Raw genomic sequence first — 14,623 nt, 5'->3', positions numbered from 1 at the left:
TGCGATTATCAATACACGCTCATCGTATTAAAAATTATCTCATTTATTCATAGGCAAATAACGATGATGGCAAACGGTTCTACCCTGTTTGAAATCAGCCAGTTTAATGCGCCGTTGTTCGCTATTATCTCGCCGTTGAATTATCCCCAATTACCGGAATACTGGCAGGCTTTTCAACCTGCTGCGGCGGATATATGGCAACAGCTGCAATTTGGCAAGGATGCCGAAAACTGGCAGATGTGGGCGCCTATTGTGGTGAAAGTAGAAGAAGGCAAACCAGGAGAAACACTGCTGCATTGGCTGGCTGAGACACAGCCGGAGCGGCATTGTGGCGTGATACTCATGCATGGCGACCTGACATTGCAGCAGGTGGTTGATTTCTGGCAGCAGCGCATTTACTGTCTCTGGCCGGATGGCACACGAGCGCTATTTCGTAGCTATGCGCCAGACGTTTTATCGGCCTGGTGGCCCACGCTGGACCTTGGTGCTCAAACTGATTTTCTTGGCCCGCTGAATAATCTGTATTTGCCCATCGTGAATAACGAACGTGGGGAATATCAGCTCTTCGCACAGCAGGATGTTAATAAAGAAAAAAAGAACGACATTAATCAAACGTACCACATTACGTTAACGCACTATCAATATTACCTTCTCGCTAATGAGAATCGCCTGCACCGACTGGCGAATGAACTGTTTCTTTTTGTCAGTGCACAATGTGTTTTTCCTCTGGATATTGAAATAGTAAAAGCACGCTTTATTAGCGGCATTGCATTAGCTGAGAACTATTACCCGAAAGCCAGCGAAGCGGAATGTGAAGCCTGGTCCGCTCATCGCTGGGTGCTCAGCAGTGAATTCTATTTGCACCCGATTTTTATTCATCTGACTGAACGTTATTCGATCGCGGACAGTATTCGGATTTTTAAATCTGAGCCTGAACGTATTGAGAGTGTGCAGCTTAATTACCATCGCCCCGGTTGGATGCGGGGAGAGTTACCTGACATATCGGAGGTCACGCTGTGAGTGTATCGCAACCTTTCCTTGAACTGCTGCCGGAAGATGATACGGCCTGGCAAACGCGTATCGCTCAAGGCGGCTGTTTTGTTATCGCCGAAGCGTCGATGAACGATGCTGTGCCGTGGCTGGCCGAACGCTGGGGGGGCAGCCTGGAACAGACCCGTTTGTACTGGGGAGAAGCGGGACGTGTTCATGCCTCGGTATCGCCCTATTGCATCCCGCTTCATGCCGCTAACTGGTCGCAGGTGAAAGAACACATCATCACTCAGCCGGGCTGGGGAATGGGGCTACAGATGGAATGGTTTATGCAGGCATATTCGCCGCTCGATCAGCTGCTTGAGGTGACGAAACATCTGCGACAGTGGAGCCTGGTGACCTCACCTTCTGGGGAGAATGCCATCCTGCGCGTGGGTGACTGGCAGGTGATGAATCAGCTGTTATCCGCCAGTTCCGCACAGGAAGCCTGTGCGCTCTATGGCCCGATAGCCAGCTTCTGCGATATTTCCCCTGACGGCGCGATACGTGCCTTAAATCTCACCGCCCGCGAACCACACTCTATTCCTGACATCCTACCTCGCCAACTGAGTGACGAACAATGGCAAGCCATCATGGTGCCTTACGGACATCACAATCTGGCGCGCTATATGGAACATCTGCGTGCTTACCATGCTGACTGGCAAAACGCGCCTGATGATGAACTACAGGCGTTTACCCATCAGCAGACGGAACAGGCGAGGAACAGCGGCTTTAACAACGACCGCGATATCGTGCGCTGGCTGGCACTGGCGACAGAACTTTCGCCGGAATTCATGCATCAGCCTTGGGCAAAAAACATTCTGGTACAGCCTGAATATATTGGCACGCAAAGCCGTATGGATCGCCTGTATCAGGCAGCAATTGACCACCTGGACGAAGCATAAAATAAAAAGGACGTCATTTCATGAGTCAGAACAAACAGGCAGCGTTGCTTTCCAGCGAGGAAGCTGCGAGTCGGGGTTTTAGCACGGATAAAAAAATATCAGGAGGTTGCGTCGAGTGTGGCTGCGAAATCCTGATTTATTACCATTACGACTCTGGTGAGCCGGTTCCCAATGCGCCATTTGTCCTCATCGACAGCAATAAAACAGAAATCCACGGGCAGACGGATGCCAATGGTCTCTGTTTCATTTACGACATGGGATGTAGCACGTTTGAGTTGATACTTGAGGAAGGTGAGGATGAGTTTACGCCGCAGGAAACCATCCAGAACAACCCCGTATTACAGTCAACTCCAGGTTATGCCGCACTAGCGGGTGAGTACTTCACGCTGTTCCTTCTCCTGCGTAAACAGGGGTTAGTGACGTATGACGCCGATGACAGCAGTGACCGACATATTGATGTTGATGGTGCGGGAATATTCACCTCAATCCCTGATGAATACACAAAAGCTTATCGTCGTTTTTGGGAACTGGACAAAAAGATTAACCGCGGTAATCGCCAGCTAAAGCAGGCCATCAACAAGATCCACCACAGCCTCGCGGCAGAAACGGCGGATGCCGGTGGGGATGATAACGCCGCGCTCATGATGTTCTGCGAGATTATTCTGGGTTGTATTCCTGTCGTGGGGCAAGCGCTGGACGTGTACTCCATTGGCGAGTGGTGCTGGCAAACCCATGAAGACCCTAAATTAATGGACGATCCACTGCATGTGGCCGGTGGTGTTCTGTGTGTGATTGGGGTGATTCCTGGGCTGGGTGATGCCATTAAGGTGAGCGGGCGGGCGATTATTAAAGCGCTGAGAAATGCCTCCTCACCCGCGGCTGTGCAGTTTGCTATCAAAACGATCCGCAGCCTGTCCAACGGTAATCTGGTAAAAGGCGTCACCGAACTGCGAGGTCTGCTGAAAGAGTACGGGCAGAAAGGCAAAGCAATGCTAGCGACGATGCAGCAAGCTTTGGTGACGGCAATGAAGGCCTCAGAGAAGGACGGCTGGATTGTTGCGCTGATGAAAGACCGGTTTAGCAAGATGCTCGACTATCTGGATCAGTTAGTTAAACGTTACGATGAGGCCATTGCGACCCTCGAGAAAGAATTTGATAAGTTTATTCCTCTGATTGTGACACGGGTTTCCGGTAGCCCGAGGCCTAAAGGTTCCTTTGCGAAAAAAGCCGATGCCCCACAAAGCCATACAACTGCGGAAAGCAGGGCCACTAATCAATCTGCAGGTTCGAAGCCTGCCGATTCTCCAACCGCAACTAAACAAGGCGATGCCAAGCCTGATGGTGACAAAGGCAAAGACCATCGGCCTAAAAAGCAAGCTGCAGAAGAAAATACGCCGCACAAACCAGAGTCGTCAAAACCCGCTAATGCCATTGAAGAAAAACCCAAACCGAAAGAGCCCGTAAAGAAAAAAAGCGAAGCCCCTCCGGAAGAGGCGAACAGCATTAATGCGGGCAGCAATACTGAAAAGCCATCGGGTAAAAAGGGGGCTCAGCAGGATGCGAATAATCAGAATGGCACTAACAAGGCAGATAGCAAAGATAGCAAACAAAATGGCGACCCGGTCGACATGGCAACCGGTGCCGTGGTGGAGAAACGTACCGATATTCAACTAACGGGGACGTTGCCGCTGTCACTGCAACGCTACTATCGCTCGACGGGAGAGCGGTACGCCGGTTTGCTGGGCAGGCTGTGGCGTACCAACTGGGATATCAGCCTGACGCTCAACAACGGGGTAGCAACGCTAACGGACGGCGAGTTCAATCAGGCGTTCTTCGTCTTGCCCAATGAGGGAGATGTCAGCCGTTCGCCGTCCAACCCACAATGGCGGCTGACCCGCCAACAGGGTGAACTGGTGCTTCATCATGTTGATGGCTTGCGCTATCGGTTTGAGCATGCTCTTGGTCTCCAGCTTTGTCTAACGTCGATTGAAGATGCCGCTGGCAATCGAGTGACTTTCGAGTGGATGCTGAGCGAACTGTGCTGGGTTGTATTGTCCGACGGGCGCTTAATTCACGTCACAACGGAGCGCCGAAGAATCACGGCACTGACGCTATGCACCCCGCAGCGTCAGCCGTTAAAAACGCTGGCGAGCTATAGCTATGACGATCGTGGGCATTTACTGAGCGTACGGGCTGATGAAGGGCGTAATTTTGACTATCGCTACTCGCCGGAAGGCTGGCTGCTGCGCTGGTCGGATTTAGGCTCGACCTGGGTTGAGCATGATTACGATAAAAAAGGCCGCGCCATCCGGGACAGAACCTCAGAAGGCTACTGGCCGGGTCACTTCGAATACGACGATGACACCCTGACCAGCCACTACCACAGCGGGTTTGGCGGGGTATTCAGCTATGTGCGCGATGAACGTAATAATATTCTGCTTCAGCGTACACCCGACGGCGGTGAGACCCGATTCGAGTGGGTGGACAACCAACTGGTGGCCGAGATCGATCCGCTGGGGGGCCGCACTGCGTATCAGCGTAACGATTGGGGGCAGGTGACCGAGGTTACTCTCCCTGACGGTGCGACGCATCAATATGAATATGATGATAACGGACAACTGCTGGCCTATATCGATCCGCTAGGCAGCGAATGGCGCTACCAGCGTAATGCGGCAGGGCAGGTTATCGAGGTGAACGATCCGGAAGGGCGAGAGTGGCTGTACCGTTATGGTGACACGGGACAGCTGTCGACGGTGATAGGCCCGGACGGCGTGTTGCAGCGTTATCACTATAATCGTCGTGGGCTGCTGAGCAGCCTTGAGCGGGATAATGCACCGCCGGTCATGTTCCGCTATGACGACCTTGACCGTTTGACAGAGCGGCATATCGGGCATGAAGCGGGCGTACAGGTTCGGCGCTGGGAGTATGATGGTGTGCGCGAGTCACCGTCGAAAGTGGTGTACGAAGACGGCAGCGAGACGCGGTTTGGTTACGATGTGGAAGGTAACCTGACGGCGGTAACGGATGCACTGGGGCAGCGCTACCAGTTCCGCTATGGCGCGTTCGATAACCTGCTGGAAGCGACGGACCCGCTGGGAGCGACGGTGCGCTACCACTACAATGCGGAAGCGGAGTTCGCCGGGGTGACGAACAGCCAGGGACGGGACTGGACGTACGGCTTTGACCGCAGCGGTCGCCTGAGCGAGGAGCGGCATTACGACGGGCGGGTGTACCGCTATCAGTATGATGTGGCAGACCGTCTGGTGCAGCGCACCGCGCCGGATGGCAGCGCACTGCACTACGAACATGATGCAGCAGGGCGGATAACGCGCATCACGGCACAGAAAGCGGACGGGGAAACGGACGGCATCACGGAACTGGCGTATGACGTGGCCGGCCGGCTGACGAAAGCCGCCAGTCCGGATGCGGTGGTGGAATACGCTTATAACCGTGCGGGGCAGGTGACGTCGGAAACGGTCAACGGCGAGGCGGTGCAGAGCGGTTACGACGCGGGTGGTCAGCGCGCGGTGGTGGAAGGGATTCTGGCCCCGCTGCAGCTGGCGTGGCAGTCGGGGCGGCTGTCGTCACTGGGTATCGGTTCACACCAGCCGCTGCAGTTCAGCCACACGGCGGCGGGCGAAGAGCAACGACGCAGTAACGGCAGCGGGTTTGCATTACGCCACGAGTGGAGCCCGACGGGGTTGCTGCAGCGCCAGGCGCTGGAAGGGGCAGACGGCCGGGTGAATGACGTGCTGGAGCGTCGTTATCAGTACGATGTGCTGGACCGGCTGACGGGCATCAGCGACAGCCACTGGGGCGAGCAGGCCTTCCGGCTGAACGGGGCAGGCCAGGTGACGGCGGAGCGCCGTGATGAGGGGCGGCGGCGTCAGGCGCGGCTGTTTGGCTACGACAGCGAACAGAACCTGTGCGAGGTGTCGCAGATAGCGCCGGGTCTGGGCGAGACGCTGAAGGTGCAGGATGCGGTGGTACAGGCGTCGGCGCGGTATGATGCGGCGGGTCGGGTAATCGAGCGGGGCCATACGCAATACCGGTATGACGACTGCGGGCGTCTGGCGGTGAAGCGGGAAACGCGTCCAGGGTTCAGGCCAAAGGAAACGAACTTTGACTGGGACGTGCAGGACCGACTGGTGCGGGTGAGTCTGCCGGACGGGGCACGCTGGCGCTATCGTTACGATGCGTTTGGCCGCAGAGTCAGTAAGGTACGTGAGGGGCAACTCCCTTCAGCGCAGGCGGTCGCACGGGTGGCGTACCGGTGGGACGGTGACCAACTGATTGGTCAGCAGCAGTACCGTGCGGACGGGTCAGCGGCACGGGAAGTACAGTGGGTGTACGAGCCGGGAAGCTTCCGTCCGCTGGCACAGGTGGAGGCGCAGAGCGACAGCACACAGTTACACTACATCGTGACCGACCTGACAGGAACTGCAAGAGAGCTGTGCAGCGAGGAAGGGGAAGTGCGCTGGCGCGGGGAACAGGGGCTGTGGGGTGCCCACCGGGAAGAGAGACGGCCTATCCCGCTGCGGCGCTACCTGGGGGATGCGGCGAACGAAGAGGTATATTGCGAGCTGCGCTATCAGGGTCAACTGTTTGACGCAGAAACGGGGCTTTACTACAACCGGCATCGTTACTATGATGCGGAGAGCGGACAGTATCTGTCGCCGGACCCGATAGGGCTGGGCGGGGGAATAAGGCCGCAGGGATATGTGCATAACCCGTTGGGGTGGGTTGACCCGCTGGGGTTGACGGAAAAAGAGGGCGGGGAGGACTATGAGTATTCTTTTGGCTCCCTTCGGCATTCTTTAAGAAGGCATTCTCCCCATGTTGGTCCTCCTCGGCAGGAACCTTATGCCTCAATGAAGCCAAAAAGACAGAAAGGGTCTTTGTTCCCATCAGAATGGGGAAATAGGGATATTGCAAGCGCAGCTAAAGAAGTTGCGAATAATCCTTTGAATAAAATAGCCTCTAATAGGGAAGGTTTTTTTGGAAACGTATTTGAAGGTACGGCAACGAGAAATGGTGTGACTCAAAAAATACGGGTTATTACTGATCATGCTGATCCTCATATCGGTGGAACAGGATCGGGGATTATTACTTCCAGTATTCCAATAAAATAGGAGTCAGCATGAAATATATTACATGTCAGAATTGTTATTCTAGTTACGAATCAGAAGAAACACGTTGCCCAGATTGTAATGCGTCACAGGGAAAAAAAGATGATGGGGTAATTTTTTTTACAGATTATGTTCGGAGTGAGATATCTCGGCTTGGTGGTATTGTTTATGACATTATTCCACTTTCATTTGAAAGGTATATAGTTCCATGTGAATGGGGAGTGATATTTTTTGATAATAAAAATCAGTTCTCGTGGAATTATCTTTGCGGGATAATTGACTCTGTGGAAGTGAATGAATATGTTGAAGTTATTCATGGTAATGATAAAGATTATCTCTCTGTTGAAAAAGGTAATCTAATTAAAAGAGAGAAATTAAAATAAATAAAAACCGGAAGCGAACTCACGATCCTTCCGGCTATTTTATTTTATAGCCAGGCCAGTCGCTATAAATTAATCTGCGTCTCAATAATAATCCTGCCCCGCTCAACGTCACGGGAAGTGCAGTGGGTGTACGAGCCGGGAAGCTTCCGGCCGCTGGCACAGGTGGAGGCACAGGGCGACAGTACGCAACTGCACTACATCGTGACCGACCTGACAGGAACCGCGAGAGAGCTGTGCAGTGAGGAAGGTGAGATCCGCTGGCGTGGTGAACAGGGGCTGTGGGGCGCACACCGCGAAGAGCGGCGACCTATCCCGCTGCGGCGCTACCTGGGGGATGCGGCGAACGAAGAGGTATATTGCGAGCTGCGCTATCAGGGTCAGCTGTTTGATGCGGAAACGGGGCTTTACTACAACCGGCATCGTTACTATGATGCGGAAAGCGGACAGTATCTGTCGCCGGACCCGATAGGGCTGGGCGGGGGAATAAGGCCGCAGGGTTATGTGCATAATCCGCTGGAGTGGGTAGATCCGTTCGGGCTGGATAAGCGTGATCCTAAAATCAATGCGGAACATGTATTTCATGGAGAAATAAACAAGAAAGGTAAAGCTATAGGTTTTCATCACCGAGCCAGTATTGGACATGAAGGAAAAGCTAGAATATCTGAGATTACTAGTGGTCCAAATTCGCAAGGTGTATATCGTGCTAAAGTTGAAGTATTTGATAAAGCATCAGGTTCTTGGGTAAATAAAGGGCCGGAATCTTCATTTTTCCCTGATAGTTGGAGTAGACAGAAAGTTATGTCGGAAATAAGAGGTGCTTATAATAATGGTACTGTTTCTCCAAACGGTAAATAGTCAGGTTTTTCTTCTAGTGGAGTGAAGATTGAAGGCTGGCTGGATAAAGTAGGGGATATTAATATAGCTTATCCAATATATTAGGTGGGTTTTATGAAATATTATTTTGCTGCTGATGGATACCCTGATCTTGAAATTAACTATGAGCTTCATGTTATTTCTGATTTTTTACAAGGGGATATCCAAAGCAGTTTGTATGGCGTGAATGAGTATATCTCTGCTTGTGATGATGTTCTTTCTGGGAAGGTTCCTGTATGGGAAGGGACTGGTAATGCTCATACAGTCACCATTAAAACGAGTGGTGTTAATATATGTAATGAATACACTGATGAGGAAATCGATATATCCTCTATCGGTGAGTTTAGAAAATATTTAGAAGGTTGGAAGGAACTGTTGTTAAGTAAAAATGATAAATAATTAAAAAATAAAAGCCGGAAGAGATCACCATGATCCTTCCGGCTTTTGATTTTTAGCGGTTGGTCAGTCGCTACAGATTAATCTGCGTCTCAATAATAATCCTGCCCCTTTCCACCTTGACGGTGACGGGCATCCCGGTGATAAAACCCGACTCTTCCAGTCAGCGGCCTTTAAGGTTAATCGCTGACGGCAGTGACGGATGCGTTGGGTCAGCGCTACCAGTTCCGCTATGGGACGTACGGTACTGAGGAAAGGGAAGAGATCAGCCTCCATCGTCACTTATCCTCATTTTTAATAATTACTTTCTTAATTCTTATCATGCTTATTTAGCATTAAAGTTAATTATTAGTGGCGTAAATAAAAAAACTGAACATGTCATTCAGTTTTTTTATTGTATTCGCGTAAGTGTTTTATTCTATTGTTTCTACGCCATAGCTATGTAGTTAATTCCTTTTTAAATTAATGTAAAGTAATGAGGTTTTTTTATATGATGAATAATGAATTAGTTTCATCGCTAATATTAAGTGAGTTAATTCAATATCGGCGTAGGTTTACCCAGTCGACGAAACCAATTAGTGAAGAAGAGTCTCAGGTGACCCAGGTTCAATTACCCAGAATTCGTGCTTTTGTTGAAGAAGAACGTCAAATTGAACTCATTCTGCCTGCGTTTCCGTTTAAATCTCCTAGCCCTTATAAGGTGTTGGGCAGAATGCCAGATATGGCAGAGCGTTTGTCCCTGATCTTCCTGAATTCATTATGTCAGCGTATTCAGCTTTATTATCCACCCGGTGCGCATATTCGAATTTGTTCTGATGGGCATGTATTTGGCGATCTGATTGGGACCAGCGACGAAACGATTAATATTTATCAGGATGAGATTGAGAATTTACTGCATGAACTGGGTGCCGTTCATCTCAGCGTTTTTAATCTTAAAGATGTAGAGAATATGGCGGCGCTCACCGCTGACTATGACCGCCTTCGCCAGCAACTGGTTGAGCATTACGCTGACTCAGAAGAGGAGGTGAAAGCGCAGCTCATACAGAGCGAAGAAGGTTTACAGCTTTACCGCTCAATGACCCGTTTCCTCTATGAAGATAGCCTGAGGCCTGACTATACCGGCTCTAATGCGGCGTTACAGAAAGATGCCAAAAAACGCGCGTGTAGCGTTATTCAACGCAGTTGGGCATGGGGCAATCTGCTTGCTGAACAATTCCCAGACGCTATCCGGTTGTCTATTCACCCTCAGCCTTCGGACAGTCTGAAGCTGGGTATTCATATGATGCCCACGAAGGACGATTGGTTGACGCCCTGGCATGGCGTAGCCGCCAATGTTAATGGGCAGTTTGTGTTAATGAAGAATATCGATGCACAGCGGCTGGACGGTGAAATCGTGGAAATCCGCGGGATGCCTAGCCATTACTTGGTTAAACAGCATGATCTAGCATAAGCGTACTGTTCTCGTCTTATCGTTCGCCGAGATATCGATATTGTCATCTTATAAAGGAATATACAGGGTGGAAAATAGCATGGACCGCCGTATTAAACCGCTTTCCCCTTTTGGTACGCTGCCGATCGACGGTGTGTGCTTCCTTAATCAGCATGCGCTGGAATATCATCATGTCATGCCGGAAACGCAAAGCGCGTTTAGTAAGACGTTACGGCAAAATAACGCCTGAAATCCGTCACGCGTTATGGGGTAAAGCGTGCCCCATAACGCTATTGCGAATCGTATTTTTAAAATAGAATACGCGCACGGATGTTCTATCGCAGGGTTGCAGTAAATGAAACTATTTTTGGCCGTGATTTTTTCAGTATTGATGATTCCCCAGACCGGTTTTTCTGCAACAAAAACGGATGCGCTAACGGTGCTGAAACATTTGGATGTGACTACTTTCCGCAGTTCTTTTGGACCGAAACATTTCCCTAAAGGGACGCTGCTGAAAGATACCGGTGATTATGTGTTTAGCCAGGAAAAAGACCGGGCAGAAGCCACAGACACAGATGGCAGTTGGACGTATTCGCTACGTATTCTCTCGGAGAATGAAAAGGAGATCATTGCCTGTTTCGTGGATGATGCGAACATTGGGAGCTATTTTTCGACAAGTCCTTTCCTGATAAAGAAAACGAAAAATGCTCAGTCGTATTCGGTGATTGAGCTTGAGCATGATGTAGAAGGGTGTGAACTTTATCCCAAGGATCAATAATCCTGATTGATATGGATAAATGAACGACGTCATCCGAACGTTGCTAAAAATAAGGAGCCGCTATAAGCCGCTCCTTTGTTGTTTCTATCTTGCCGTTTTACAGTGCTTTATCGGTCAACAAGCCGACCTTGCTGGCTATTGATACACGCTCAAGGTACGCGTGAACGTGAGGGCCAAACTGTACGCCTTTCACGATCGTGAGCGACAGTAAGATCGGGAACAGAATAAAGTCGGTGGTGGAAATGGTACTGACGTTTGCCAGACGTGGCTCCAGCGCCTTGAGTTTCTGCTCCACTTCCGCAATCAGTTCCGGCGTTTTTGCGAGCAGCGCATCCAGATCGCCGAAGGCTTTTTCTTCGCGCAGGGTGTAGGCATGACGCGCCTCTGGCGTGGAAAGCTCTTTGAAATCGGCTTTCGTAAAACGGGGAACCGCAAGGTTAAACACCGCGCTGGAAACGGACTTACACCAGGCTTCAATCTCAGCATCAACCGGTTTATCGGCGATTAGCGGCGCTTGCTTGCTATCGATATAGTGGACGATATCCATGCTTTCCGGCATGAAGCTGCCATCTTCTTTCTGTAGGATCGGCACCACTTTGCGACCCACCATGCGTGTTGGCGTGTCAATGTCGCCTTCCATGATGACGGATTGCTCAACAGGCAGATCTTTCAGACCAAAAATCATTCTGGCTCTGACACAGAATGGGCAGTGTTCGTAAATGAAAAGTTTCATGCATCGCCTCGTAATATTTTGAAAAAGGCGGCAAAAATTTGCCAGCCTTGTCATGACAAGTCATGCGATCAGAGTAATACCTGATGCGGTTGGCGGTAAAGCGAATGTACCTGAAGATGGCGATGGCTGCATGGCATCAGGAAGGATGGTCGATTGTCGAGCGTTCTGGGCATTATGGCGCTGCTGGTTGCGCTGATGAAAACCTAAAAAGCGTCATTGCGAACGGGGGAAAGCAGGCTGAAATAGCCAAATAGGGCGGCTGGGCAGTCTCACCAATGTTGTTTTACAACCGGTAGATTAACCTTACTTGCTGATGACAATACTATACATTTGGCTTGCTATAGTCCTTCCATCCCTTGTCAGTACCTCACATCCCTGTGAGTGTTGTGTTAGTTAACCATCCCTGTCATTAGAATGACCTTGGCCCGCCTTGTGCGGGTTTTTTTTTGCCTGTTTTTCCGTTCGCGGGATGCGTGTTGAGCGTGTCTATTCCGTGTTGTGATTAACTGAATTATCGGAGGCTACTTTGATAACGACTCGGTTTCTGCCTTCATGTTTGGCCTGATAGAGGGCGTCGTCCGCGATTTTCAAGACGCTATCGATCTGCTCCATTCCCGGAGTAAAACAGGTGACGCCTAGTGAAATCGTGATGTTTTCAGGAATCGGTAGCGGCATTTTTTCCACTTTTTTACGCAGCCGTTCAGCAATATCAGCAGCCTGCGTCATGTCCGTATCGGGCAGAAGTGCGAGGAATTCCTCTCCGCCAGTGCGGCAAATCAGATCGGATTCGCGCGAACCCTGTTTTATGTTTTTCGCCAACAGCCTGATGACGTCATCGCCGATATTGTGTCCGTAGGTATCATTCACGCGTTTGAAATGGTCGATATCAATCACGATAGCGGCAACCCGATTGCTCTTTGAGAGAATGAGTTCGATGCTTTCATAGATACCACGACGATTGAGCAACCCAGTGAGTGGATCGGTGTGGGCCTGCAAACTCAGTTTGCCAATCCGCTTATGCAGCAGCAGGGTACCGAAAAGAATGACGCGTTTTAGCTGCTCAACCTCAAAATACCAGGAGGGGACTTTCTTTATTTTTTCAATCACACCGGACTCTTCCATTTTACTGGCAGAAACGGCCAGCAAGCGCAGAGGGTTGGCGATATAGAAGGCGAGTAGGGTGAGCGCGATAAGCGTTAATGCCATTACCGGGGCACCTTCGTATAAAACGGAACGCATCACGGTGCTGAGCAAATCGATAACGGTTTGAGAAGGGTGCAAAGTAATGATGACCCAGCCGGATGAATTGACTGTATCGAAACCCGCCAAAGACGGCGTACCTTGCATATCGGGCATCGCGGCGGTACCACTCTTCTTGTTGTGAAGCGCGTTCTTAATTCTCTCATCACTGACGGGCTTGCCGACCCACTGCTTATCCTGATGATAGAGAACAATCCCGCTTTTATCGATGACGTAAACGCTGGAGTAATCGTTATAAAAATGGGTGTTCATGAATTCGTTTAAGACGTTTTGATTTTTTAAATAAATGGTTCCGCCGATGTAACCGAGATAATTTCCCTGTTTGTCTTTTATCGGGGAGGAAACCAGCACGATCAAATTTCCCGTAACTGAAATATAAGGCTGGCTGATTAACGGCTTTTGTTCCACGAGCGCCAGCTTGCTGGCATCAGAGGTCAGCGTACTTCCTTTCAGATTCAGCGAGGTTGGGTAAACCGCGTGTATCTGATTCTGAGTATTTGCAACGAAAATAGAATTAAAGCTTTGGCTCATGCGGTATGTCTGTTCACTTTTACTCAGGAGCGTCGCATCGTCACTAAAACTGTCCGCTATTGATGTCGCGCTGTAAGCTAGTTCCTGCTGTGCTGAAGATAAAAAACTTTCTGTGGTCGCCGCTAACTTGGAAGAATAGTTAAGGTTTGAGCTCAGTATCTGATCGGTAATGAGCTTCTTTTGTACATTGTAAACAGCAACATAAGCATTGGTCAGCGTGATGATCATGCTGATAATGGCGAGGGATAAAATGAGCGAACGTAAATTGATTGGGAATCGTTTTTTTATTTTCATTGTTGGCCGCACCTATTTTCCGCTAGGTAAGCAAAATCACGCTTTCTTTTTGTTATGTCATCATCAATGGCAAACCAGCGGGATATTCGCTTGCGACCAATGAATAAACCCGCCATTCAAAGTTATAGACGCTAATTGGGCTATCTGGCAACGTATTGATATCTCTCCCGCATCTTCAACTTAATGCAGGGAATGTACGATCTCCAGCGTACCGTTAATGATGAACTGTACGCCCATGCAAACCAGCAGGAACCCCATCAGCCGTGAAATGGCTTCAATGCCGCTTTTCCCGATAAAACGCATAATCAGACCCGAACTTTTCAGACTGAGCCAGACGATCAGGCTGATCAACATAAACGTGAGTACGGGGGCAACGGTAATCACCCATGGCGTGATATCGACGCCGCTCTTGATTTGTGAGGCAGAACTAATGATGAGGGCAATAGTTCCTGGCCCCGCGGTGCTGGGCATCGCCAGTGGAACGAAGGCGATATTGACCTCATTGGCGGAGAAGCTGTCGTTGATTTCTTCTTTTTTGCTTTTGACTTCAGGCGCATGTTCTGGCTTCTGCTGAGGAAAAAGCATGCGAAAACCGATAAATGCGACGATGAGCCCGCCGGCAATGCGCAACCCAGGAATGGAGATTCCGAAGGTATTCATTACGACCTGACCTGCGTAGTACGCGACGGTCATAATGATGAAGACGTAGAGCGAAGCCTGAAAGATTTGGCGATTTCGTTCCCCCTGGCTCATGTTGCCGGACATCGCTAAAAATACCGCTACCGTTGTCAGTGGGTTCGCGAGTGGCAGGATTAACACCAGACCAAGACCAATGGTTTGAATCAATTCCAGCATTCTACGTTCCTTTTATTGGGGCGCTTTC

General features: G+C 50.1%; 13 protein-coding genes and 1 pseudogene. 10 read left to right on the top strand and 4 right to left on the bottom strand.

What is annotated here, in order from left to right:
* Positions 1-63 precede the first annotated feature (63 nt).
* The 6 genes and pseudogenes from H4F65_RS17345 to H4F65_RS17320 all read left to right on the top strand — a co-directional run bounded on the left by H4F65_RS17345 (position 64) and on the right by H4F65_RS17320 (position 8,718).
* Complete coding sequence (locus tag H4F65_RS17345; protein ID WP_010285370.1) at positions 64-1,020, top strand: DUF4123 domain-containing protein; 957 nt, start codon at positions 64-66, stop codon at positions 1,018-1,020.
* Positions 1,017-1,934, top strand: a complete 918-nt coding sequence (locus H4F65_RS17340; RefSeq protein WP_010285368.1) for a DUF4123 domain-containing protein — start codon at positions 1,017-1,019, stop codon at positions 1,932-1,934. The genes H4F65_RS17345 and H4F65_RS17340 overlap by 4 nt, the downstream gene beginning before the upstream one ends.
* Before the next feature lie 20 nt (positions 1,935-1,954).
* On the top strand, positions 1,955-7,066 hold the full coding sequence (locus tag H4F65_RS17335) for an RHS repeat-associated core domain-containing protein (protein WP_010285366.1): 5,112 nt from the start codon (positions 1,955-1,957) through the stop codon (positions 7,064-7,066).
* Between the two features lie 8 nt (positions 7,067-7,074).
* A complete protein-coding gene (locus H4F65_RS17330; RefSeq protein ID WP_039320565.1) occupies positions 7,075-7,446 on the top strand; it encodes a hypothetical protein in 372 nt (123 codons plus the stop codon).
* A gap of 102 nt (positions 7,447-7,548) precedes the next feature.
* Positions 7,549-8,301 (top strand): annotated as a pseudogene (locus H4F65_RS17325) (RHS repeat domain-containing protein); the annotation flags it as partial.
* A gap of 93 nt (positions 8,302-8,394) precedes the next feature.
* Positions 8,395-8,718 (top strand): hypothetical protein, encoded by a 324-nt coding sequence (locus tag H4F65_RS17320; protein WP_010285364.1) that lies wholly within the window; start codon positions 8,395-8,397, stop codon positions 8,716-8,718.
* 70 nt (positions 8,719-8,788) lie between these two features.
* Here the strand turns inward: H4F65_RS17320 and H4F65_RS21935 are convergent, their stop codons facing one another.
* A complete protein-coding gene (locus H4F65_RS21935) occupies positions 8,789-8,878 on the bottom strand; it encodes a SymE family type I addiction module toxin (protein ID WP_336865754.1) in 90 nt (29 codons plus the stop codon).
* Between the two features lie 327 nt (positions 8,879-9,205).
* Between H4F65_RS21935 and pvcA the strand changes: the two genes are divergently transcribed.
* From pvcA to H4F65_RS17300, 3 genes are all read left to right on the top strand, one after another.
* Positions 9,206-10,165 (top strand): L-tyrosine isonitrile synthase, encoded by a 960-nt coding sequence (pvcA, locus tag H4F65_RS17310; protein ID WP_420850576.1) that lies wholly within the window; start codon positions 9,206-9,208, stop codon positions 10,163-10,165.
* 79 nt (positions 10,166-10,244) lie between these two features.
* On the top strand, positions 10,245-10,394 hold the full coding sequence (locus H4F65_RS17305; RefSeq protein WP_167740026.1) for a hypothetical protein: 150 nt from the start codon (positions 10,245-10,247) through the stop codon (positions 10,392-10,394).
* A 105-nt stretch (positions 10,395-10,499) separates the two neighbouring features.
* On the top strand, positions 10,500-10,922 hold the full coding sequence (locus H4F65_RS17300; RefSeq protein WP_010285358.1) for a bacteriocin immunity protein: 423 nt from the start codon (positions 10,500-10,502) through the stop codon (positions 10,920-10,922).
* Between the two features lie 97 nt (positions 10,923-11,019).
* Here the strand turns inward: H4F65_RS17300 and grxB are convergent, their stop codons facing one another.
* The gene (grxB, locus tag H4F65_RS17295; RefSeq protein ID WP_010285357.1) at positions 11,020-11,655 is read right to left on the bottom strand and encodes a glutaredoxin 2; all 636 of its coding nucleotides are present in this window, start codon (positions 11,653-11,655) and stop codon (positions 11,020-11,022) included.
* A 104-nt stretch (positions 11,656-11,759) separates the two neighbouring features.
* Here grxB and H4F65_RS17290 point away from each other — a divergent pair, with 104 nt between their 5' ends.
* On the top strand, positions 11,760-11,909 hold the full coding sequence (locus H4F65_RS17290; RefSeq protein WP_155278063.1) for a hypothetical protein: 150 nt from the start codon (positions 11,760-11,762) through the stop codon (positions 11,907-11,909).
* A gap of 232 nt (positions 11,910-12,141) precedes the next feature.
* Here H4F65_RS17290 and H4F65_RS17285 read toward each other — a convergent pair whose 3' ends face one another.
* A complete protein-coding gene (locus H4F65_RS17285) occupies positions 12,142-13,740 on the bottom strand; it encodes a sensor domain-containing diguanylate cyclase (RefSeq protein ID WP_010285356.1) in 1,599 nt (532 codons plus the stop codon).
* A 180-nt stretch (positions 13,741-13,920) separates the two neighbouring features.
* Positions 13,921-14,595, bottom strand: a complete 675-nt coding sequence (locus H4F65_RS17280) for a MarC family NAAT transporter (RefSeq protein ID WP_010285355.1) — start codon at positions 14,593-14,595, stop codon at positions 13,921-13,923.
* Between the last annotated feature and the right edge of the window lie 28 nt (positions 14,596-14,623).

This window comes from Pectobacterium brasiliense (assembly GCF_016950255.1).
GTDB lineage: Bacteria > Pseudomonadota > Gammaproteobacteria > Enterobacterales > Enterobacteriaceae > Pectobacterium > Pectobacterium brasiliense.
This window is presented reverse-complemented; position numbering and strand designations above follow the sequence as displayed.